The following is a 25,202-nucleotide window of genomic DNA, read 5'->3' as shown; positions in this document are numbered from 1 at the left end:
AAACCTCCTTATAATATTGTAGAAGCTTCTTACTTTAAATAAATTATCACATTATCGTATCATTGTCAATCTTTTTTCTTCCTTCACACAACGGCAATATAGAATAATACCGGCTTGCTGCACGGAAACTTCCCACTTTGTCAATCGTTCAGTTCACTTTTTTTCTGATAATATTTTTGTACAATATCTTTTTTATCGCGTTTGCGGATCGGGATCACCATGCCGTTTTTCATATGAAAATCGTAATCAATGACGCCATCGACCTGCTCCACGTTAATAATATAGCTTTGATTACAGCGCAAAAAATATTTCATATTGAGTTTTTGCTCGATCGTGTTAAGCCGCTGATATGCACGATATTTTTCATCTCCATGATAAATATATACCACGCGCCCCTCCGACTCTATCACACTAATTTCTCTCTGTTTAATGCAGAATTTCTTCTGCTGAACGCTGAAACGCAAAAACTCCATATCTTCATCATGTGTACTGACCTGATTTCTCGAAAAGTAATCACATATCGTTGCACGTACCTGCATAACATCATAGGGTTTCATCAGATATGCAAACGCATGCAGTTCATAGCCTTCCCGCAGATATTGATCACTTCCGGTTGCCAATATGATCTCCACTTTGACATCTTTTTTACGAATCGCACGTCCGGTAGCAATACCATCCATCTCTTTCATAAAAACATCCAAAAAGATCAGGTCATAATCTCCTCTTGAAAAATTACGCTGTAACTTTTCACCTGAGGAAAACTCCACGATCAACACTTCCTGATGTAGTTCCTGTAAAACTGCCGTTACTATTTTGCGAAGTAATCTTCTTTCCACCTCATTGTCATCACATAATGCTATTTTTATCATACTCATCCTCCATGTATCCGTTCATCTACCGCCAAAGGAATGGACACATATTTATACTCCCTGCTTTATCTTTTATTCCTGTGCTGCGATCATCATCGCAGGTATGATCTGCTTCTTACGAGAAACCGTATCCTGCAAAATGATCTGCTTCGTATCCTCAGGCAGATGAAATGCTTTCACTGCCAATTCTCTTGCCCCATTGCCATGATACAATAGCTCTGTCGTGCCCTGCAAAATATCGGTCAGCATAAAGAACAACATCTCCACCTCATGGTTAGCAAGCGCCTTTTCCATATATGGTAACAATTTATCCTTGATCGCAACAAGTTCCTGACGATCCATCGAAGTGATCTGTCCCACACCAAATACAAGGTCATTTGCCACAAATTTCTTGAAATCCTGATAGAAAATTTCTTCCGGAGATTTCGAAGATAATTTGCTGCCCGCCGCAAACATTTCTGCCGCATACTGTTCCGTATCAATGCCGGCAATCTCTGCCAGCGCCTCTGCCGCCTCGCGGTCTGTATCTGTGCAGGTCGGAGAACGATAAATCAGCGTATCGGACAAGATTGCGGAGCACAATAACCCGGCAATCTTCTCTGTGAGTTCCACACCTGACTCGCGGTACATTTGATAAATGATCGTTGCCGTACAGCCTAACGGCTGATTGCGGAAAAATACCGGTCCCATTGTTTCAATACTTCCAATACGGTGATGATCGATAATCTCGATAATCTCGGCCTCTTCCATGCCATCTACTGCCTGTGTCAGCTCATTATGATCTACTAAGATCAGCTTTTTCTTACGCGCACCGAGCAGACTTCGACGGGAAATCATACCAAAATAATTCTCATTCCAATCTAAGATTGGGAAATCCCGGTATCTCTTTTTCGCCATCGTGTCACGAATATCATCCAAATATTCTCCCAGACCAAACGTGATCAGATTTTCACTCTTCATAAAGAAACGGATTGGGATACTCTGGTTTATCAGACGTGATGCCGTAAACGTATCATATGGCGTTTTGATAATATAACAGCCCCTGCTTTCTGCAAGACGGCTGATCGTATAAGAAACCAATGCACCATCACAAACAATAATACATTTTGCGCCCATCTCAATGGCACAAAGCTGTGACTCATAACGGTTTCCCAATATGACGATATCATCTTTTTCGATATAGCTTTCCATCAGATCCGGGTTAGCGGCTGCAATCAGGCACTTACCGGAAGTAATCTCCTCATCCATATCACCGTGTATCATATCGCCATCTAAGGTTTCTACAATATTATGAAATGGTGTCCCTGCTTTTGAAATGATACGGCTGTCATACACATCCATGTAGGATTTCGCAATATCTTCAATCGTGATCAACCCCAACAGCTTTTGGGAAGCATCGACGATCGGAAGTGTCTGCAGCGTGTCTGTTTTCATCAACTCCCATGCACGTTTCAAAGATATTTCCTGACTAACACCAGTCACTCTCTGCACATCAATATCAATAACCTGTGTCCGGACATCGCCCATATAGTCGGGTGCCGACACACCAAAATGCTTCAACACAAACTGCGTTTCTGCATTGATCTGTCCCGCTCTCTTCGGGATATATTTTTCTCCGGTACTCTGCGACTTCAGATTCGCATATGCAATCGCTGAGCAAACGGAATCAGTATCCGGATTGATATGACCGATCACATTCACCACGGATTCATATTTATATGCCATACTTAACCTCCATGCATCTGATATCCTGACTTCAAAATCCAGTCAAGTCTAACTTCCACGATTGTTTATCGATAGTCCTGCTCTGTATATTGTGAAATATCAATAATATATTTAAATCTTCTTGCCAACGCCGGAACAAAACGGAATAACTGATCCAACGTCGCTCCCTCATCCGATAAGATCACTGCAAAGTCACCGTAATATTCATCCATAATGGAGAAAATCTTCGTGATCGTTGGGAATAACAGATCTGCCGCTCTGGTAACTAACAGACAGTTGCCTTTAAGCTGTGACTTAAACTGCATCAGATCCATACTATTTAACTGTTCTGCATCAATACGCGCGATACGTCCTGCACTTAAATATCCGGTTTCCCGCATAACCATTGCTATTTTCTTGGATATTCCAAGAATACGTTCTTCTCCATCCCCCATCAAAACAAAATGAGATGGATCCAGTTCTCCTCCGATCAAAATCAAAATATCGGCAAAAGAACGATGTAACGCACGTGTCGTTGGCAAATCCTTTTCCGGCAGCGTTTCTCCGGTCAAAGACTGGCTGATCGCTGCGTCCTGCTGCTGTACTTCTTTTTCTAATTCGTCCATTAATACCGCCTCCGCTGTTTGTTCTGTGCCAGCAATCTGCTGCTCTGGCAGCGGATCACCATCTTCGTTTGGTATTTGTGTTTCCTCTGATGTGTTAATTTCTGACTCGGCAGTCATTGCCGCATCCTGTTCCGTCTGTCCGTTGAAAGCTGCATCAACGACATCGTCATTCACCGGCTGTTCTACACTGCCGGATACATTTTCTTCTGCAGACTGCTCCGGTAAAGATTCTCTCTCTGCCTCCGGTGGAATAACCACTGTCTCCTGAAACATCGGTTCTTCCGGTACATCCACGGTCGGAATGACATTCGTCTGCGCCATATCTGTCTCTTCTGCTGTAACTTCTTTGTTCTGAGAAGAGAGTGGAACATACTCTTTTGTTGGTGTCTGTGCAGATGATTCTGTCATACGCTCAAATACTTCATTTGTTTTATTTGGCAATTCCTGATATACAGCAACTGCTTTTTCTTTTAACTGTTCATTTTGCTCCGCCTCATAAATAGCAGAGATTTCTGCCGCAAGGTCCTGTGTGATCCCGGTTCCTGACTGTGAAATTCTTGGAAAATCTGCAGGATTGATCGCGCTGTACTTATTGTCTGCCGGTTGGGCTGTAACCGTTGTCTGCGACGCCCTAGGCTCTTGTGGTTCTTTAGCCGGCTCTGACGCAGTCTCCATTGCAATGTTCTCCGACTCTGCGTCTACCGGAGCATCCGAAAAGATTTTCTGCGCCTCTTCTGTCGCAGCCGGTTCCACCGGAGTCTCCGGTTTCCATATATCTGTAGATTCCTCTTCTGCTGACTTCTCTGTACTCCCTGTCGATGCAGACTGTTCGTCCATCTCCGACTCGCTTTCCTGCTCCTCCTCAGATATTGTCTTAACCATCGTCTCCTCAAACTTCGCAGGATCTACTTTCTTAAGATATTTCATCTCCTGTTCATTTCCTGCCTCCAAATATTCATTCAACGCCGGAAGTGATCCGGTATCATCCGGATTTGGTTTCTCGGTCTTAACCGTAAAATCCTTATCATCCATAAAAGGCAGCGGATTTTTCTCTTCAATATGCTCCAGCAAAAGCTTGGCGCGTTCTACGATCTCGCCCTGACCAAACCATAACTTAATATCTTCGCATTCTTCCGCACATTCCTCGTAGCGCCCCGCCTGCTGATACAGTTTCGCTAACTCATATGCCCACTCTTCTATGTATTCTTCTTCTTTGAGACTCTTTAATGTGTCGATCAACTGACTGATCGGCACGCCCGCAGCTTTATCAATGCGGTACCGTAAGATCAAAGCATCTCTATTATTTGGATTCATGCGTACAAATTCTTTATAATAGCTTTCTGCATCGTCCAGTTCATTGGTGCGTATCGCCAAATAGATCAAACGATATAAAATACGGCGTGTTCTGGACTTTTTATAAATCCGCAGATAAGTTGCCTTCGCCGCCTCAAACTGCTCTGTGCGGGTGTACACCTCCGCAAATACCTTGAGGTCACTGATATTACGAACCTGACGCATGTCTAACGTCTGGATGACCGTCAATGCTTTCTTATATTTTCTTTCTTCCGCTAAATGATGCACCTGTGCAATGCGGATCGCTATTTCATATTGTCTCATATCTTCCTCCATGTCATTTACTTTAATTATCTAAAGCAAAATAAGTGCGGTACAGATCTTCTCTGCGATCTGCCCTAGTGCTGAATTTGTGACGCAATGACCACGCTCTGTCATCCAGATCACAAACAAGAATTCCTTCCCTGCCGGACAGCATTCCTAAAATATTACCGATCGAATCTACTGCCATGCTGTCTCCGGAATACGCACAGCCATCATGCATTCCCACGCAATTCACGCCGACTACATAAGACTGTGTTTCGATTGCACGTGCCCGCAGTAGTGTCTGCCAATGTTCCCGCCTGATCTGTGGCCAGTTAGCGATCACCAGCAAAACATCCGCTTCCCGTGCTGCGATCTGAAAGATCTCCGGAAAACGTAGATCATAACAGATAAACAGGGCTATCTTCCGTCCCAAAAACGGGACAGTAACAATTTCATTTCCTTTGGCATAACAATCCGATTCACCCCCATAAGTAAACGGATGCATTTTTTTATATTCTCCGACTACCGTTCCCTCTTTGTCCAATAGTGTAAAGCGATTGGTTACAAGCTTTTCTTCTCCCTCCGGGCTTGCTGCCCATCCAAAGCCAATGGCAAGATTGTAAGATTTTGCCAATTCTTTCATTCGCTGCACTGTGCGAGAATCCTTAGGATCTTCTGCCACTTTTGCCGTGTTTAGAGTGACTCCGGTAAAGCTCATCTCCGGAAATATAATGCATTCTGCCGCGGCTTCCGCTGCCTGCTTGATCAGCGTCTCCGCTCTATCTATAGATGCATCTGCATTCTCCCACACCATGTCCAGTTGTCCAAGTGCTATCCGCATTTGTAATCACCAAACCTTTCTCGATGCATTTCATTAAGAATCTATCTTCCCACTATCTTATTCAGTATAGCACAACTCCATATGATTTGCGACAGTTTTTGCAAGGAAAATTTGAACAATCTGACAACTCAACATATTAGAGTTCGAAGATCCATGATAAATACATAGTCAAAAAAAAAGATGTGTGCTATAATAATCACAATATTTTATCGAAATGTTCTCTCCGTATAGAGACGTTTCAGAATGGAGGAAAAAATGAACATACAATCAGTAAATGACAAAGCATTTGAAGTATATGGACGCGTCGTAGACGGTTACGATTATGCCGAACTACTTGCCACCTTGGAGAAGTGCTCTGAGAAGCCTGCCGATTCTGTGATCTACGTTCCGGGCTGTGCTGAGTTAGAGGCAACACCTGCTTACAAGGATCTTCAGATCAACTGCTATGGCGGTATGCCGATCCAGATTGGTTACTGTAATGGAACAAATACCAAGTTAAATTGTTTTGAATATCATCGTGACAGCGAGATCGATATTGCTGCAGATGATGTCATCTTATTGGTAGCAAGACAGCAGGATATACAGGATGGCAAGATTGATTCATCCAAGACAGAAGCTTTCTTATGTCCAAAGGGAACTGCTGTAGAGCTCTACGCAACGACCTTACATTATGCACCATGCAGTGCCAAGCTTGGTGAAGGTTTCCGTGTTGTTATCGTACTCCCTAAGGGCACAAACGAAGATAAGCCTGCTTTGACCGTTAAGAATGCAGAAGATAATCTTCTGTGGGCTCAGAACAAGTGGCTTCTTGCTCATAAAGATACTGCTGAAGCAGCAGACGGCGCACATATTGGAATCACTGGCGATAACATCGATATTGCTGATTTGATCAAATAGATTTGGAGAAACTCCTATGAATTTACCAGAAGCATTTTTAGCACGTATGAAAAAACAGCTTGGTGCGGAATATGATGCATTTGTCGCATCCTATGATGCGGATACTTCTTATGGACTTCGCTTAAATCTTTTAAAAGGGACTGTGGATGAGATCATCCCAGTCCTTCCTTTTGCCTTGACGAATGTCCCATGGATTCCGGAAGGATTTCATGTAAGCAGCGCCGAACGCCCCGGCAAACATATATTACATGAGGCCGGAGCATATTATATTCAAGATCCAAGTGCTATGTCTGTTATCACATTGCTAGATCCGATGCCGGGCGAGCGTATTCTCGATCTCTGCGCGGCTCCCGGCGGCAAAAGTACCGGGATTGCTGCCCGTATGCAGGGGCAGGGACTGCTCGTTTCCAATGAGATCATTCCCGGCAGAGCGAAGATCCTATCTCAAAATGTAGAACGAATGGGCACTACCAATGCACTGGTCTGTAACGAATCACCGGAACGTATTGCCTCGCATTTTCCGCTCTTTTTTGATCGTATCGTAGTGGATGCTCCCTGTTCCGGGGAGGGGATGTTCCGCAAAGATGCCGGTGCCATTTCTGAATGGTCACCAGAAAATGTCACACTTTGCAAAGAACGTCAGGAAATGATCTTAGCTTATGCCGATGCCATGTTAAAACCCGGCGGTGTCTTGGTGTATTCTACCTGTACATTTGCGCCGCAGGAGGATGAAGAACAAGTGTCCGACTTTTTGGATAAACATGACGAATATTTTATCGAACCGTGGGAAGATTTTCTTCCGACAGACTGTGGCATTAAAGATGGCACCATTGCAGGTGCCATGCGTTTATATCCCCATCTGATCTCTGGTGAAGGGCACTTCGCTGTGCGTCTGCGCAAGGGGCAGGGCGATCCACACACAGCATTGGATACTTCTGATCCGATCGACACACGTCAAAAACGAGCCAAAAAAAATTCGAAAAAAGCGTCAAAAAGCACTTTTGATCTGTCCTATTTTACGGACTTTGCAAAACAAGTTTTTACAAATGAACCCCTAGATATTGCAATGGACTCCCTTACTGTTTTTGGAGATGAACTCTATGCGCTCCCAGCGGAGACTCCATCTCTAAAGGGACTCAAAGTAATTCGTCCGGGACTACACTTGGGAACCCTTAAGAAAAATCGTTTCGAACCATCGTATGCGCTTGCCAAAGCATTATGTTCAGATTCTATGCTTTCTTATGAAACTACAGAGGAAGAAGCTGCAAGGTATCTGCACGGAGAGACGCTGATGACCTCTACCTCATTGCAGGGATGGATGCTTGTGTGCTATCAGGGATTTCCATTAGGGTTTGCCAAAGCCACAAAAGGCATACTGAAAAATCATTATCCAAAAGGGTTGCGAACACAATATTAAAGAAGCTCCACAGAACAAAGAGTCGCTTGCGACTCTTTCGCGCTCGAGCGGTGCTGTTTGCAGCTAACTTCTTCTCCGCGAGATGCGCATCCTCGCGGAGCGTTTTTTGCTTTATAGGAAACGAGAAGTTTCCTATAAAGTCAAAAACAGAGCAAAACGCTGGTTTTGCTCTGTAATTTGTTCGCTATTAGCACTTATCGCAAATGCTACTTGATGACTTTCACTTTTATCTTGTATCGTTTCTTTAAAAATTTTCGTTCCTTATACATTTCTGAGTTCTTTGGTGTTTTTATGGTAATGTTGGAAAGATTGCACTTTAATCCCCGATAATAAAATATGCTGTCAATGTACAACCAAAGATTTTTTATGCCTTTAGGAACCGTCACACTTCTCAGTTTCGGGCAATTAGTAAACACATATTCCCCAAGTTTCTTGACACCTTCCTTTAGCACTACTGTCTTTAACTTTTTGCAACCTGTAAATGTTTCATTCAGTTCCACTTTTCCATATACGGTTATCTTCTTCAACGCAGAGCTACGAAATGCTGTCACCTCCAATATCTTCAGTCTTCTAGGCATCCTAATATAATTCAACGAACAGCGCACAAACGCATTCTGTTCAATCACCTTTACCGTATCCGGCAGGATCACCTTTTTAATGTTGGTGCAGAAGGAAAAAGCGGAATCTGCTATCTTTGTTGTTCCCTTTTTTACTTTGACCGTTTTTGCCGTATACTTTCTTGGTACAGTAATTAATTTCTTTCCATTTTTAGTATACAACACTCCCTTGTATGACCTATACCACTTGTTACCGGATGCCACATTAAATTTCTTCAGATTCTGTAGAAATGACTGCATTCCCTTACAATACCCCTCGTTCAGCCATCCCCCTTCATAACAGTCTATAACCTTAACTGTCTTTGGAATACTCAAGTATTCCACCTTTGGGATCGGGACATCCTCATGTTCTCCGTAAAATTCGTTGCGGTATTCCTCATTCGCTGCCCAATCAAACGCCGGCATAATAGAAATCTTTACCACCTTTTTCCCATTGATTTTGGCGGGTACAACTACCTTCTTTTTATCCATAGGTATTCCAACAATGGTGACGGTATTATCTTTTTTTTCACAAAGATACGTAAATCCATCCTGTTGTCCCCATTTTGATTTATACTTCTCTTCAATGGTAAAATATTTTTCCAAAAACTTATAATACTTATCCTCTGCTTTTACTGTTGTCGACTTCGAAAATATTGTTGCGGCACACAGCAACAACAAACTCACACAATATCTGATTTTCATAGTGATCACCCATCCTTTCCCGCACAGTCACTCTGTGCATTATAATAACTGATTTTATTTCTGTATCCTAAGTATGATCAATGACTGCACCTTTGGCAGAATCACTGTTCATGATTTCCGTAATGCTCTTACTCGTCTCTTTTTCATTTGCTCCTCCTTACCCATGTCACTTCTCACATGTAAAAAATAGATACTTTAGATACAAAAAATAATTCACTCTATACAGAACTTCCGTTAGTTACATCTTTAGTACACCATAGATTTGATGCAGTGTCAACAATAGCAGCATAATCTTAATAATTCTTAAGAATTTGGACATATCTGATCATCTATATAAAAACCCCTCGCCCCTTTTGAGATGCGAAATTGATGGATATCTGGTTGAAGATTCACAAAATACTCGCATGGAAAATTCAAACCTTTTAACACCTTAATCATCATGAAAATGATTAAATAACTGGAACATTGAGAGCAAAACATATATCCATAAAAAAGCACACATAAGCAAGCTAAAATTCCTAAAATCTTAATTCCAGTCAACTAATTACCCAACAAACGCAAGCTGGATTTCCAAGAATTCTAATTCCAGTCACCCAATTCAATTCACCCCTCCCCCTACTTCAATAACATAGTAAATGAATATCATATTATCTTGCATTTCCCATACCAAATGCTACTGTCATCCATATCTGCCATATATTGCCTATTATATGGGCTTGTAAAATCTTCTGGTATGGGAAGTTTGAGTTTTTAAGAATTTGACATTAAATTTCATATTCCAACACTTGACAATTATCAATACCAAATGCTGCGTATTCGTCATTCGTCATGTCCACAAAATAGGACTGCACAACGCGGGCTATACCGTTATGCGCAACTAGCAGATACGTTTTATCATCCTTCGATAATTCGTCCAGTAAATTATATACTCTCTGTGCGAGCTGCAGCATGGATTCGCCACCCTCATAATGATTGATAAACTCTCTCTTAGCGACCTTAAACTCTGCGCCATTTCTAGCAGTAGATTCGTATTTGCCAAAGTTCTGTTCTTTGAGCCTTGGTTCCTCCACACAGGGGATTCCTGTAGCCTCTGCAATATGATGTGCGGTGTCTGCCGCACGCATTAACGGAGAATAACGGATCTCATCTATCTTCAATCCTTGTTCTCTAATCTTACGTCCCAGTTCCATTGCCTGCTCATGTCCCAGCTCTGTCAATGCAATGTCCGTCGCACCACATATTTTATTCTCTACATTCCAAATCGTCTGTCCATGACGTGTAAAATATAATTTTTTCATCCTCATCTTATCCTTTCCTACTAATTTTAAAAACTCAAACTTCGCACATCCAAAGCTGCTGTTCGGTCACATATTGCTTATTATGTCAAAGAATACTATGTATTTTGCAGCCACAACATAGCTATTTCTGCCAGCAGAGAACTATAGTAATTGCCTTGCCGCATTTTCGTTTTTGTTGATTTCTAAATTTTGTTGTCTCTGATGTTTGATCTACATGCCCTTCGGGAACTTAAAAGTCCCGGAAGCAAGGTAATCATCATTTTTGAAAGGGACTTTGCGCTCGTCGTTACTTATGTCTCGTATTTCAGAGACATTAAGTAACGTGACGTAGCGCAGTGTAGCGAAAGCGTCCCGTCCAAAAATGGATGATACCTTGCTAATCCGGGACATCTCAGACACTCCTTCGGGCATGTATTCATCAGAGACATAACAAAATAAGAAATCAAACAAAAACTCTGCGCTCTGCGGCAATTATCTTAGTTCGCTGCCGGCAGAACAAGTTATCTTGTCGACTGCAAAATATCATATTTATTGCTGACATAATAAGCAATATGTGACGACATGATAATTTTGGATGTGCGAAGTTTGAGTTAAAAATCTTAAAATTGGGGGCAAAAATATTTTGCCCCCAACGAATGCCACAGATTACTGCAAGCACATTTTTAATACCATAAATTATTTTTGTTCGGATTCCGATGTTTGTGACACATCCGATGTTTCTGTCGCTTCCGGCGTTTCTGTCGCTTCCGATGTTTGTGACGCAGCATCCTGCTGCATTTGCACTGCCGCAGCTTCCACCTCGGCTTCAGTTTCTTCCGACTTGTCCGGTGTGTCAAGCACTAATTCCATCAATTCACCGGCTTGAACCTCTTCCCCATCCTGTACTGTTAAGGATGCGTGAAATCCTTCCGGATCCAGCTTGTATCGAACCACCATTGCGACACTGCGAAGAAGTTTAAGCAAACCACCGATATAAAGGAGTGCAATCGCAATGACCGCTACGATCACTACATCCGGTACAATACGGTACAACAACTTCCATGGGAATATTTCCTTCTGCACAACAACAAGCACTGCCGTAGGTAATACGATCTGGATCAAAATATCCTTGACCAAACGAGCCGCATGAAAACCTGCTGCCGCACGTTTTCTCCAAATCCCGGTCATAAAGATCGGCAGACTGCAGCCCACCAATATGATCAAAAGGAGCAGATCAATGAGTCCATGTTGAAGCAGATAACTATTTGACGGAATGTTCGCTGCTTTCTCTCCCAAAAGGATATCCGTTACACCAACGCAGATTTTTTCCATCAACTGTTTGCCGACCAAGTAATCGCCGCCATTAAACAACATGACAAAACCGATTTTTTTGTCCGGTATCAATGCCATCATTGTCATTTGATTTTCCAGAACACCCGACTGATAATACAGATCCGTGCCTTTGTACCGGGTTGCCATCCAGCCCATACCATAGGCTTCCTCGGTTCCATACAAACTATCTTCTTTACTCTTGTTAATAACCGGCACGGTATTTTGTAATACCCCTGCAATATCTTCCGGATTTACGACATCCCCGCCTTCCTTCAGGTACATCTGCAAATATTTGCCCATGTCCTTTACGTCAGAGATCATATATCCCGAAGAGACTGTTGCCCACTGATCCGATGCATTGTATTGATACTTGGCTGCAACCGGATAACCAAAATAATTTTTATATGCGGGTGACATTTCCTCCTGCATTTCCGGATTTTGGCGCAAGCTGTAAGTGGATGTCATACCGCAAGCATCCAATATATTTTCCGTCAGATATTCTTCGTAAGTCTCACCGGAAACACTTTCAATCAATTCACCCAAAATGGAATAATTCACATATGCATTCTGATAAATGCCTTCTTTGCCCTCGGCCTTCACCTGGTCTAACATCGTCTCTTTTTTGATCCCCGTGGTCTGATGAAGCAATTTTTCGATCGTAACACCCTTCAGCGCACTGTATTTTGGCAAATACGTCGTAATATCATCCTCTAACTTGATCTCACCATCTTCTGCCAGACTCAACACACCTAACGCTGTCATAGACTGTGTCAGATTACCTAACACATAATCAGACTGTGTCTTGCCATCCACACCGAACGTAGCGCTGTAAATTTCTTTTTGATCGCTGACGATCGATACGCTGACCCCTGGCACACTTGCCGCAGATAACTGGTTCATGACATACTTTTCAATATCATATTCATGATATCCGCCTGCCTGTACCGTACTCACTCCGGAAAACACGGTCGCTACGGTAAGCGCCACCGCAGTCATTACTGTATAAAATCTTCTCATGTTGTTCCTCCTTATCGCATTACATAAGACGTATTATATCGAAAAATATGGCGTTCGTAAAGTAGCTAACTCTCCTGACCGTCAAACAACATATAATATTGCAGGATCTTGTATTCCCGGATCCATTGCTGCATAGATTCCGGTGCTTCCTCCAACGTGTAATACCGCCCCTCTGCATCATAACAGCCATTATCAGACAAGGAAGAAATTTCCTGTTGCATCGCCTGTAAGAAACATTGATAAGCACTCATGCTCTGCCCGGTATCCACAGCCATTTCTGTCGACAAATAGTTCAGCGATATATGATCAATTTCTTTTTCCGTAATATCATAATTCGCCCAAATAAGAAACGGTACCTCGTATTTTTTGAGTGCCTCTTCTTTGGTAAAACCGGCAGGAATCTTTCCTGTCATTTGGAAATAAAAGGAGTCCGGCAAATGAGGCTGATGATCTCCAAAGAAAACGATCACTGCCTGCTCCGCCTGTTTCTCATAATATGCAATTAATTTTTGCAATGCCGCATCCGATTCGTGGATCAGGGACAAATACTGCTCTACCTCCGGATCCGCCTGAAAAGATGTGACCTTGATCGGTTCCTTGAAAGAACTTTTCTTGGTATAGGGATTGTGATTTTGCATTGTCACATTAAACATAACAAACGGCTTATCCCCTTTTTGCTGCTCATAAAGATCAATCATCTTGTCATAATCTGCTTCATCTGAAATCAGACCTCGTACCTTCTTTGCTCCCACAAACTCTTCTTTCGTCACAAAAGAATCCACCCCGATCAACGGATAGACACGATTTCGATTATAACCGGATGCATTATACGGGTGCATCGCATAAATGAACGACCCCTGCCTGTTTTTCATGTCCCATAATAGGGACGGCGTTTTGGTATGTATGTATTCCAAATAGGGATTTCCCGGCAAAAATGCTTTCGTACAGCCGGTCAAAAATTCAAACTCCGAGTTTGCTGTATAACCGCCATAAACGGATGACTGTGCAAACCCTTTTACCGTATTTTGCTGCAAGCTGTCCCAAAACGGCATCACGGCTCGGTTTGTCTGAAAATCTCCCCATACACGCAGATCACTAAAGGCTTCGTTCATAATCATGATCAGGTTGGGCGACTGCTCCTGCCCTGTGGAAACTGCCTGTTTTTCATATTGCTGCAATATCTTCTGAGCAGCCGCTTTACTATACCCTTCCGGCTCCGATACCGTATGTACCTGTGCATTGGCAAGGAAATAAACAAAGTAGCCATATTTTTGCATACCGATCTGATGATCCCAATATACCGAACTAACACCATCCATCAAAAGTCCTGAGCCAAACATCCCCACTGTCATCCCGACACATACGATCAGTCCGATCAAAGAACCACGCAGTTTCCAAGCAGTTTCCTTCGAAAGCAGCCCACACACTGCAACAATCTGCAACACCGCTACCGCTGTCGCCGCGATCAGGCACGGTATGATCTTAACGGTATACCGCCCCGCCACTGTCATCGCCGTAGAAATAGCGTAAAAATCCATAAATATGATTCCATAGCCACGAAATTGCAATACGAGATAATTGATCCCTCCAATAAGGATCATCAATATTCCACCAAACAATAATGCAGGGCGCATTTTGCGAAAGAAACAAAGCAGCACGCCATAATAGATCATGAACAAAAACATATTGCGTGCAATCCCGTTTACTCCTATTGTGAAAGGATTCGCATCAAGAAATAACTGCATCGTACAATACGATGCGAAACTATATAGTATGAAGAAAATAACTTTTGCATACCATTTTTTCAGCATAACATTCCCCCATTCCACGAATTCCAAAAAACGATTCGTTAACAAAAACATGCTAAAACCGCATTCTTCAGAAAATAACAATAGCGTTATTATGCAACGCAAAAGACCCGCCGTCAATACGGCAGGCCCATTTATTTCTTGCTCAAACTTCGCACATCCAAAATCATCTTGTCGATACATATTGCTTGTTATGTCAAAGAATACTAAGTATTTTGCAGCCACAACATAGCGATTTCTGCCGTCAGAGAACTATAGTAATTGCCTTACCGCATTTTCGTTTTAGGTGATTTCTAAATTTTGTTGTCTCTGATGCTTGATTTACATGCCTTACGGAGAACTCGACGTCCCGTAAGCAAGGTAATCATCATTTTTGAAAGGGACTTTGCGCTCGTCGTTACTTATGTCTCGTGTTTCAGAGACATTAAGTAACGTGACGTAGCGCATCGTAGCGAAAGCGTCCCGTCCAAAAATCGATGATACCTTGCTAAACCGGGACATCTCAGACATTCCGTCAGGCATGTATTCATCAGAGACTTAACAAAACAAGAAATCACACAAAAACTCTGCGTTCTGCGGCAATTATCTTAGTTCGCTGACGGCAGAACAAGTTAGCTTGTCGGCTGCAAAATATCATATTTATTGCTGACATAACAAGCAATATGTGATCGGACAGCAGCTTTGGATGTGCAAAGTTTGAGTTTCTTATTAGAGTCTTTCTATCATGTATCTATTAGTTACCAAACAAATCTCCAAATCCGAACAAATCGTTGCCGGATCCGCTGTCGCTGCCGGAATTTCCGTTGTTACCATTGTTGCCATTCTGGCTGTTGTTGCCGTTGTTGCCGATGTTACCATTGCTACCATTCTGACCGCTGTTGCCATTGCTGCCGTTCTGACCGTTGTTACCATTCTGGCTGTTGTTGCCGGAATTGCCGCTCTGACTGTCATTGTTGGACGATTTGCCGGAACTTAAACCGTTTAATGAACTGGAACCTTGCAGTGTAACTTTCACTTTCTTTTCTTTATACGTTCCAGAATCACTTCTCTGCAAGATAATCTCTACCTGAGTTCCCTTTTTGTAGCTATTGGCTTTTTCCTGCAGACTTTCGATAGAACGGACTTCCATATTATTAATGGATGTAATGATGTCGCCTTTCTGGATGCCTGCTTTGTCTGCCGCACCATTCTTAGATACTTCTGCAACATAAACACCATTTGGCATATTGTAGGCTGCCATCTCGTCAGAAACCGTTCTTCCGCTGATTCCTAAATAGCCTTTTTCACTATCTTTGAGGTTTTCTTTATTCATCAGATCCTCAATGATCGGTTTTGCGACGGAAATCGGGATCGCATATCCAACACCTTCTACTTCAGAAGCTGCGATCTTAGCAGAGTTAATACCGATAACCTGCCCCTGCATATTGATCAAAGCACCACCACTGTTACCAGGATTGATAGCTGCATCGGTCTGAATTGCCTTGATCGTATTAGAGGAGGAAGAACTGGAGCTGCCACTCTCAGATTCTGAAATTTCACGATCTTTTGCACTAATATAACCAACCGTTACCGACTGACCATAACCAAGTGCGTTACCGATAGCAACTGCCATCTCACCAACTTTAATCTTGCTCGAATCGCCAAGATCAGCTACGCGGATCTTGTTCATCGTGCTCTCTTTGATCTTAGATGTCTGTACTGCGATAACAGCCAGATCATTGCTGCTGTCTGTTCCTTTTACCGTTGCCTCGTAAATCTGCTCATCAATAAACTGTACAGAAATTGTCTTTGCACCGTCTATAACATGATTGTTGGTTGCGATCAGCAATTCTTTATCATTCTGTCCTACAATAAATCCGGAACCGGCACTGGTCGTATCCTGTCCCTGATACTGCTGTCCAAACAAGTCATAATAGTTCGCACCCTGTGAAGTGCTTGTGATAGCAACGATTGCCGGCATAGTCTGCTCCGCGATACCGGAAACGTCTGTGGTTCCTGTCTGCGTAGTCGAAGGAGAAGAAGTGCTCTGTGCTGTGCTCGCACTCTTACCGTCTGTTGTTGACTGCAGTTTCGTGGTAGATGATGTTGTCGTAGGCAGGAAGCGATTCGTTATATAGCGAACGCCTTGGAAACATATTCCGGAAACAACACCAAAGATAACGGCACATGCAATGCAAAATGCAATTTTCTTTCCGGTACTTACGCTGCCCGGCTGTTTTGATTTCTTTGCTTTCGGTGGTTTTTGGTTCGGCTGTCTGAAATTCATCTGTGGACCGCCGTTCATCTGCTGTGGGCCACCGTTCATCTGTGAACCGTAACCATTCATTTGCTGTGGACCGGCTCCGCTTTGCTGCGCAGATTCATTATTTGGCTGTGCAGCTCCACCGCCATAATAATCTCCGGAGTGTGTACTTGTGCCCTCTCCATTCTTGTAAGAGTAGCTGTAAGTACTGCTCTGCTCTGCCTGTGCGCTTGCGCCCTGCTCAGAAGCAGACTGCGCTGTCTCACTGTAAGCCGCCGCATTTTCTGTTTCTACCTGTGGTGCATCGTTGTGCTCCACCGGATTACCGTACTCACCTGTGTATCCTGAATCTGTTCTTTTGTTCTCTTCCATATCTAACCCTCCATTTCTATTTTATGTCCTCTCGGTATCTTCTCAAAACGAGTTACTCCGAGCGTACATTTTTCGTTGGTCAGATTGTCGAATGTATCTCATACGCTCTAACCATTTACAACTAAGAATCTCATGTGCTGTTCTTAGTTTCTGACTGTAAGTCTACCAGTGATTTGTGTTCTTATTGTGAAAACTTCTTTAAGAAAAAGTTAAATCCCAGTTGGATATTGCGAATAATGGAAGAAAATACTATAATACTGTGGTAGCTGATAGATTAATAAAAGCGGGAGGTTTATATTACATTGATACGAGAAAATCAACGATTATTGAATTTATTTCATATTATAATAGATGCCCTTATTATTGCAGCAGCATTCCTGCTGTCTTACGAACTGCGTTTTAACGAGCTTTGGAGTCCGTTGATCCGTCACCACATTATCAGTCCGCCCATCGGATATTATTTGCGGCTGGATCAATATCTCAACACATTGGTATTTTTGATCCCATGTTTTATCATTATATACCGTTTCTGCGGCTTATATGATCCAAAGCGAACCAACAGCAAACGTCATGAGCTTTACTGCCTGATCAAGGCAAACCTGTTTGGTATCGTATATGGTACAGCGATTTTGTACTTTATCAAACAGACTGATTACGCCCGTCTGTTTTTGACCATGTTTATTATGATCAACCTGACTGCAGATTACATTTTCCGTCTGATCGTAATGAGCATATTGAAACTGTTGCGCAAACGCGGCAAAAACCTGAAACACATCCTATTAGTTGGATACAGCCGTATGGCAGAGGGCTATATCGACCGTCTTCGTGCTCACCCGGAATGGGGCTATTATGTACACGGTATTTTGGACGATAACAAACCGGTCGGGGAATCTTACCGAAATGTGGACGTGATCGGCAACACCAGACAACTTGCCGATCTGCTTGCTACCAACAAGTACGATGAGATTGCTATCACACTTCGCATCCAGGAGTTTTTCAAATTGGAAAAGATTGTGGCAACCTGTGAAAAATCGGGAATCCATACAAAATTTATCCCGGATTATAATCATATCATCCCGACAAAACCATATACAGAGGATCTGGATGGCATCCCTGTCATTCATGTGCGCCATGTGCCGCTTAGTTCCTCCTTTAACAATGCGATCAAGCGTATCGTTGATCTGTTTGGCGGCATTGTGGCTCTGATCATATTTGCCATTCCAATGTTACTGTTGTCTCTTATCATCAAGATCACCTCACCGGGACCGCTTATTTTTAAGCAGGTACGTGTCGGACTGCACAACCGTGAATTTGCCATGTACAAGTTCCGTTCTATGCGTGTGCAGGAAGAGTCTGCTGAGAAAAAGGCTTGGACAACGGCAAATGATCCTCGTGTTACCAGCATTGGTAAATTTATGCGTAAGACCAATTTGGATGAGCTTCCACAGATCTTTAACGTGCTGAAGGGTGATATGAGTCTCGTTGGTCCTCGACCGGAAAGACCATATTTTGTCAATAAATTTAAGGAAGAGATCCCGCGTTATATGATCAAGCATCAGGTTCGCCCGGGTATGACCGGCTGGGCGCAGGTAAACGGATACCGCGGGGACACATCCATTACCAAACGTATTGAATGCGATTTATATTATGTAGAAAACTGGACACTTTTGTTGGATTTTAAAATACTGTTTTTAACATTCTTTGGACGCAACACCAACAAAAATGCCTATTAATAACAAGAGGAAGGGTTTGATAGAGGTATGGCAAAGGATTATGAAGATTACCGTCGCCGCAATGAGCGTACGCAGGAGGCAGTGCGCCGCAGACGCAACGCTGACTATGCAACACGCCGCAGCGCGGGATATTATGAGGATGAAGATTACAGCGAGCCGGTCAGACGAGCTCGTCAGACTGGTTCGACAAAAAGATCAGGTACCAACGCAAAGCGCAGACAAACTACGAGATCGGGCAACTCAACCGGCAGCCGAAGTCATAGCGGACGGTCCGGCAGTTTCATCGGCAGCCGCAGTCATAACGCACGCTCCGGCAATGTAACAGACAGCCGCAGACGAGATATGCGCTCTGTTGGTGCAGCAGGTAGACGTAATAAGAAACGCCGCCATCCGATCCGCCGTTTTTTACTATGCCTTTTACTGATCGTTGCTTTATGTGTCGGCGGCATATTTGTTTATTTGGTAAAATCACTGAATACGATTGAAAATCATCCGCTATCAGATGTGACACTTTGCGGGGAACAGGATGCAAATATCAAGAATTACACCAATATTGCCCTGTTCGGCGTGGATTCCCGTGCCAACGACCTAAGAAAGAACACACGAAGTGATTCCATTATCGTAGCAAGCATTAATAATAAAACACACGACGTCAAGTTAGTGTCCATTTACAGGGACACTTATGTAAAGATTCATGATCATGGCTGCACTAAGGTCAACCACGCTTATGCGTATGGCGGTCCTGATCTTGCCGTCAATACACTCAACAAAAACTTTGATCTGAATATTAAAGATTTTGTCACGGTAAACTTTAGTGCTTTAACGAATGTTATTGACGAATTGGGCGGTGTTGAACTCACGATCAAAAAAGAAGAGTTAAAATGGGTAAACGCCTATGGTCACGACGTTGCGAAGATCAATGGTCAAAAATATACCAAGATCAAGCATCCCGGCAAACAGACAGTGACCGGCGTACAGGCTACCGGCTACTGCCGCGTACGCTATACAAAGGGTGGCGATTTCACCCGTGCAGAACGACAGCGAACCGTCCTTCAGGCTATTTTTGCCAAGGCAAAAAAATCGAGTCCTACTGCGCTGATCTCTGCTATGAATAAAATCTTTCCGCAGATATACACCAGCCTATCGACATCGGACATCCTGTCACTCATGAAGTACCTGCCTTTTTATGAGATTGGCGATCAACAGGGATTTCCGTACAAATTAAGCTGTCACCGCGGACGGGACGGTATATATTATGACTTCCCAACGACACTCGTATCCAATGTAAAGAAACTGCACAAAGAACTATTTGGAACCGACAATTATGAGCCAAGTAAACTTGTGCACACGATCAGCAAAGAAACCAGCAATTAGCTTAACAGTAGTCGGTGTACAACACCAAAGGAACTTGTAATCAGCTTGACGATGATGGTTCCATAACTACTTTGGGGGATTGACTATGAAGATTCGTACCAAACTTATTATTGCCTTTTTGATCATGATCTTATTTCCATTTGGCATGAGCGTACTTTGCGTACACTTCGTGATGGAACGACAGACAACATTTCTCAAAAGCAACTACGATATTGAATCTTCGGACTACGAATTATCTCTCAATCCGATCACGATCATCTTTAATGTAACGATGAACGACTATGTTGCCCTAGTGCAGACGGCAGACCAGAATCCGGATCGCTTTTACGATACTGATTATCTCCAGAAAGCAAATGACCATTTGGCAAGCCGCGACTCGTTCCTTATTTTGAAAATAAACGGTAAAGTAACATTCACCGGCAATTCTAAGCAGCACAAAAGAATGGAAACGCTCCCAGGCTTTATTAAATATGAAAAAGGTACCGACAACATTGTATATATGGATCAAGGTGCTTCAATGGTAACTAAGAAAAAAGACTTTTACTTCTCCAACGGAACACAGGGACAGCTCTTTTTGGTGACCAATTTAGCATCTCTGGCACCTCATTGGAAAAAAGCGATATTTGATCTGATCTACTCTTTCTTAGCGATCATTTTGATCACCGCGCTGCTCCTCGTGATCTGGCTCTATCGAAGTATCGCATATCCGATCAGCATACTGCGCATTGCCACGATTCAAATTGGTGCCGGTAATCTGGATTACCCGATCCATCCGATATCGTCGGATGAAATTGGTGAATTATGTCAGGAATTTGAGGAAATGCGTATCCGCTTAAAATCTATGATGGATGAACGTATTCATTACGAAGACGCCACCCGAGAAATGCTAAACAACGTATCTCATGATCTAAAGACGCCATTAACAGCGATCAAAGGGTATTCCGAAGGACTGTTGGACGGCATAGCGGGCACCGAGGAAATGCAGCACAAATATCTGCATACCATTTATGCCAAAGCAAACGATATGACCTATTTGGTCGAAGAACTTTCTCTATTTGCCAAAATGGAACAGAGCAGACTTCACTATGATCTCATCCCAATCAATCTGTCCGATTACTTTACGGATTGTATGGAAGATCTTTCCCTTGATCTGCAGAGTTACGGCATGACATTGTCCATGTTTAACTCTACGCCGCCAGACACCAAGGTGATGGCAGATCCCGAGAAATTAAAACGAGTGATCTTTAACATCGTGAATAATGCTGAAAAATATATGGATCATTCACCGTCTACCCTGCACGTTATTATCACCGAAGAACCCTCTAAACCGGAGCAGCCGCCATTGTATCGACAGCTCAACAAGGACGGTTCCGAGATTGAGCCTGCATTGCCACCAGACGAATTTATACGGATCCACATTGAGGATGAAGGCCCCGGCATTGCCGCAGCCAGTTTACCATATATATTCCAACAATTTTACCGCGCCGATGCCTCTAGAACTTCATCAACAGGTGGAAGCGGTCTGGGACTCTCCATCGTCGAGCAGATCATTTCTGCACACGGCGGTAAAGTGTGGGCTGAAAGTGTAGAAGGCGTTGGAACGAGCATTATATTTACCCTGAAAAAAGCAAAAAACACTGATTTATCCTAAGGAGGTACATTCATGAGCAATATTTTGATCATTGAAGATGACACTGCCATTGCAGAATTAGAAAAAGATTATTTAGAATTAAGCGAATTTCATGTAGAGATCGAACATGAGGGCAGTGAGGGTGCTGCCAGAGCTATCGATGAAGATTTCGACCTAATCTTACTGGATCTGATGTTACCCGGCATGGATGGTTTCGAGATCTGTAAGCTGATCCGTGAGAAGAAAAACACACCGATCATTATGGTTTCCGCCAAAAAGGAAGACATTGATAAGATTCGCGGTTTAGGTCTGGGGGCTGATGATTACATGACCAAACCGTTCAGTCCAAGCGAACTGGTAGCTCGCGTCAAAGCGCACCTGTCCCGCTACAAACGGCTCACCTCTGCCGGGCAGGAGACAAATGAAGTCATTGAGATCCGCGATCTGGTTATTGATAAAACAGCCCGCCGCGTCATTCTTGCCGGTGAAGAGAAAACATTTACCACCAAAGAGTTTGATCTCCTCACCTTTTTGGCAGAACATCCAAACCATGTTTACTCCAAAGAAGAACTCTTTAAGAAGATTTGGGAAATGGAATCTGTCGGTGACATTGCAACCGTTACCGTACACATTAAAAAAATTCGTGAAAAAATCGAGGAAAACACCTCAAAGCCAAAATATATTGAAACGATCTGGGGCGTCGGATATCGTTTCCGCCTCTGATCCCTTTCGTATATTAGATATTATTTGCATCTCTAATTGCATTTCGGGGATTAGATCGCAGTTCCGTCTCTAAACCATTGTTTTATTTATGATGCAGTTTTTCTTCCAGCCGGCGCAGCCGTTTTGCGGCCTCCGGCTGTTGTTTTTCCAGACGCTTCTCCAACTTCACACGGCTAGCCTTCAATTTCTCTAAAATCTCAGGATTATCCTGTTGCAGCTGTCTGGCAATATGACGACGACGTTTTTCGATCAATTCCAGCACAACTCTGCGATTATGTTCTTCTGTCATATGCTCCGGTAATTCGTCCATATGAAGTTCCATACGACGCAGGAATTCATCCTCATCGATCGCACCAAGCGTATGCCATGTTTCCATCAACTCCTCAATTCCCTGCTCAGCCAACTGCTCGAGATCCGGCATCTGATGGATATGTTCCAACACAATATGCACACGCCGCTCAATCTCATTAACCGTATCTTCTCCAAATGCCCACGCAAATTCTTCCAAAGTATTTTCTGCTTCTGCCGGAATATTCATAATAAACTGTCGTTTCTGCTCCGGCATTGAAGTTACCGGATAAGGCTCCCTAATACCTGCATCATGTAAAGCAGCCGTAATTGTTCTGCGCACATATCCTTTTTGGACCATCTGCCCTTTACCAAGCTTTCGCAACTTAGCGTTGATCCCCTCGTGATGCTCTGTCATATAAAATGCAATGCCTCTGCCCTGCAAACTGTCTGCAAGCTGTTCCAACCGATCCGCCGCTGTAATATCAATATTTGTGACAGCTCCGGCATCGACAATGACCACCTTTGTGTCATCCGTAATACTTTGCTCAATATCATCCACAAAAATTTTGATATTTGCAAAAAATAAACTCTCACTGAACTGATACATAACAACATGATCGATCGGATACGCAAAACGATTTTTGGTGCGGTCATAAAATCCATCCCGACCCGGAATAATCCCCAAAAAGCAGCGTGGAGGATCAGTTTCACGCAGAATGACTTCTACAAAAGATAAGATAATACCAATGATAACGCCGTAAATTGTTCCAAGCATCAGTACACCAAAGAAAGCTGCCATATAAATATAAAATTCAATCCGACTCACGCGGAATAATCTCACCGCCAGATCAAATTCCACCACTTTCATCAAGGCTGATATCACGATAGCGGTAAGCACCGGTACCGGCAAATACCCTATAAATCCGGTACCAAACAGCAACACACACACCATTGTCAAACTCGCTGTGATCGAAACCAACTGCGTTTTGCCGCCATACTGGTCATTCATGGAAGTACGTGAAATGCTCCCGTTGACCGGACAGCATCCAACAACGGCTGCACCAAAATTTCCGACAGCACATGCCAAGATTTCACGATTATCTTTGATCTTATAGCCATTTTGAAAAGCAAAGTTATTTTCAGAAAGCAGTGTTTCTGCCATCACCACCACTGCCACGATAAGTCCTCTTCCGACGGCCTGCGTCATGTTTACTCCGCCCGGATCCGGCAGACGAAATGACGGGAGACCATTTTTTACATCTGCAAGCATACGCACGCCATATTGCTCTAAGGAAGCATATTTCGTCAAAAGCACACCCGCCACCATCACAACAACGACCATCGGAAACTTCGGCGCTATTTTACGGCTTATTACAATGATCAGCAAAGAAACGCACCCCAATACTACTGACATCCCATTCACGTGATGCATAGTTTTCCATAAATGGTGCAATAGTTCCGGAAGCTCCCCTGTTCCGGAGGAATCACCAAGTACCTTTGGTATCTGCATCAAAATGATCGTCACGGCAATACCGCTGACAAAACCACCCATAACCGGTGTCGATATAAAATCTACCATCTTTCCGGCTTTCAATACATAAAACAGCAGCAACCACAATCCGGTACATAAGGCGATCATGGAAATATAATCGATCGCTTCCGCAGATCCAAATACAATTCCAAGGGAGCTCACACTGGCGCCAACAATTGCTGCCGGTGCGGCATCCACGCCAAAGATAAACTGTGGCGATGTCGAAAAGCAGGCAAATAAAAGAATCGGAAGTACCGAACCATACAGCCCATAAACGGCCGGAAGGCCCGATACTTCCGCATATCCCATGGCGATTGGAATAGACACTGCCGCCATTACAACGCCCGCGATCAAATCCTTTGCCAAATAATTCTTTTTATAATTATGTAATGTAGTAAATAAACGCATAAACAATCCTCCCATCTCAGACGTCTTTGCCGGCAACCGCATCAAGGCCGCAGCAAAAGGTATCCGTTGTCTGACATGCTCACTTGTCTATCATTTTACCACATTTTTCGACGATCTGCAGGCAAAATCTATTTCTACGGATTTACTACATCACATAATCTTCCGTCAAAACCTATTTCTACGGATTTGCTACATCGCATGACCTGCCGT

Annotated in this window: 16 protein-coding genes; 6 read left to right on the top strand and 10 right to left on the bottom strand. The window is 43.2% G+C overall.

Going from position 1 to position 25,202, the window contains the following annotated elements; genetic code table 11:
- Positions 1 to 140: 140 nt before the first annotated feature.
- From ACSAJE_RS12645 to ACSAJE_RS12630, 4 genes are all read right to left on the bottom strand, one after another.
- The gene (locus ACSAJE_RS12645; RefSeq protein WP_022024915.1) at positions 141 to 869 is read right to left on the bottom strand and encodes a LytR/AlgR family response regulator transcription factor; all 729 of its coding nucleotides are present in this window, start codon (positions 867 to 869) and stop codon (positions 141 to 143) included.
- 72 nt (positions 870 to 941) lie between these two features.
- A complete protein-coding gene (locus tag ACSAJE_RS12640) occupies positions 942 to 2,594 on the bottom strand; it encodes a putative manganese-dependent inorganic diphosphatase (RefSeq protein WP_458009278.1) in 1,653 nt (550 codons plus the stop codon).
- 65 nt (positions 2,595 to 2,659) lie between these two features.
- Positions 2,660 to 4,816, bottom strand: a complete 2,157-nt coding sequence (locus tag ACSAJE_RS12635) for a hypothetical protein (RefSeq protein WP_458009277.1) — start codon at positions 4,814 to 4,816, stop codon at positions 2,660 to 2,662.
- A gap of 22 nt (positions 4,817 to 4,838) precedes the next feature.
- Positions 4,839 to 5,639, bottom strand: coding sequence for a nitrilase-related carbon-nitrogen hydrolase (locus ACSAJE_RS12630; RefSeq protein WP_444156893.1), 801 nt, complete (start codon positions 5,637 to 5,639; stop codon positions 4,839 to 4,841).
- A gap of 255 nt (positions 5,640 to 5,894) precedes the next feature.
- Here ACSAJE_RS12630 and ACSAJE_RS12625 point away from each other — a divergent pair, with 255 nt between their 5' ends.
- A complete protein-coding gene (locus ACSAJE_RS12625) occupies positions 5,895 to 6,536 on the top strand; it encodes a DUF4867 family protein (protein ID WP_118691394.1) in 642 nt (213 codons plus the stop codon).
- A gap of 16 nt (positions 6,537 to 6,552) precedes the next feature.
- Positions 6,553 to 7,953, top strand: a complete 1,401-nt coding sequence (locus ACSAJE_RS12620) for an RsmF rRNA methyltransferase first C-terminal domain-containing protein (RefSeq protein ID WP_458009276.1) — start codon at positions 6,553 to 6,555, stop codon at positions 7,951 to 7,953.
- Positions 7,954 to 8,159: 206 nt separating this feature from the next.
- Here ACSAJE_RS12620 and ACSAJE_RS12615 read toward each other — a convergent pair whose 3' ends face one another.
- From ACSAJE_RS12615 to ACSAJE_RS12595, 5 genes are all read right to left on the bottom strand, one after another.
- Positions 8,160 to 9,254: a leucine-rich repeat domain-containing protein gene (locus ACSAJE_RS12615; RefSeq protein ID WP_458009275.1), complete on the bottom strand. Its 1,095-nt coding sequence runs from the start codon at positions 9,252 to 9,254 to the stop codon at positions 8,160 to 8,162.
- Positions 9,255 to 10,018: 764 nt separating this feature from the next.
- Positions 10,019 to 10,552, bottom strand: a complete 534-nt coding sequence (locus ACSAJE_RS12610) for a histidine phosphatase family protein (protein WP_458009274.1) — start codon at positions 10,550 to 10,552, stop codon at positions 10,019 to 10,021.
- A 675-nt stretch (positions 10,553 to 11,227) separates the two neighbouring features.
- A complete protein-coding gene (locus tag ACSAJE_RS12605) occupies positions 11,228 to 12,880 on the bottom strand; it encodes a serine hydrolase domain-containing protein (RefSeq protein WP_458009273.1) in 1,653 nt (550 codons plus the stop codon).
- A 65-nt stretch (positions 12,881 to 12,945) separates the two neighbouring features.
- The gene (locus ACSAJE_RS12600) at positions 12,946 to 14,691 is read right to left on the bottom strand and encodes a sulfatase-like hydrolase/transferase (RefSeq protein ID WP_458009272.1); all 1,746 of its coding nucleotides are present in this window, start codon (positions 14,689 to 14,691) and stop codon (positions 12,946 to 12,948) included.
- Positions 14,692 to 15,421: 730 nt separating this feature from the next.
- Positions 15,422 to 17,302, bottom strand: a complete 1,881-nt coding sequence (locus ACSAJE_RS12595) for a S1C family serine protease (RefSeq protein WP_458009271.1) — start codon at positions 17,300 to 17,302, stop codon at positions 15,422 to 15,424.
- Positions 17,303 to 17,604: 302 nt separating this feature from the next.
- On the opposite strand from ACSAJE_RS12595, the gene ACSAJE_RS12590 reads away from it, so the two are divergent.
- The 4 genes from ACSAJE_RS12590 (at position 17,605) to ACSAJE_RS12575 (ending at position 22,762) form a co-directional block, all read left to right on the top strand.
- On the top strand, positions 17,605 to 19,035 hold the full coding sequence (locus tag ACSAJE_RS12590) for an undecaprenyl-phosphate glucose phosphotransferase (protein ID WP_022025433.1): 1,431 nt from the start codon (positions 17,605 to 17,607) through the stop codon (positions 19,033 to 19,035).
- 27 nt (positions 19,036 to 19,062) lie between these two features.
- Positions 19,063 to 20,409, top strand: a complete 1,347-nt coding sequence (locus ACSAJE_RS12585) for an LCP family protein (RefSeq protein WP_118691293.1) — start codon at positions 19,063 to 19,065, stop codon at positions 20,407 to 20,409.
- Positions 20,410 to 20,494: 85 nt separating this feature from the next.
- Complete coding sequence (locus ACSAJE_RS12580) at positions 20,495 to 22,060, top strand: sensor histidine kinase (protein WP_118691294.1); 1,566 nt, start codon at positions 20,495 to 20,497, stop codon at positions 22,058 to 22,060.
- 12 nt (positions 22,061 to 22,072) lie between these two features.
- Entirely contained in the window at positions 22,073 to 22,762 is a 690-nt protein-coding gene (locus ACSAJE_RS12575; protein WP_022025430.1) for a response regulator transcription factor, read from the top strand.
- Positions 22,763 to 22,844: 82 nt separating this feature from the next.
- Here the strand turns inward: ACSAJE_RS12575 and ACSAJE_RS12570 are convergent, their stop codons facing one another.
- Positions 22,845 to 24,992 carry a SulP family inorganic anion transporter gene (locus ACSAJE_RS12570; RefSeq protein ID WP_458009270.1) on the bottom strand — a complete coding sequence of 716 codons (2,148 nt, stop codon included), beginning with the start codon at positions 24,990 to 24,992 and terminating at the stop codon, positions 22,845 to 22,847.
- Positions 24,993 to 25,202 lie beyond the last annotated feature (210 nt).

It is taken from the genome of Jutongia sp. SJQ-6 (assembly GCF_054161275.1).
This window is presented reverse-complemented; position numbering and strand designations above follow the sequence as displayed.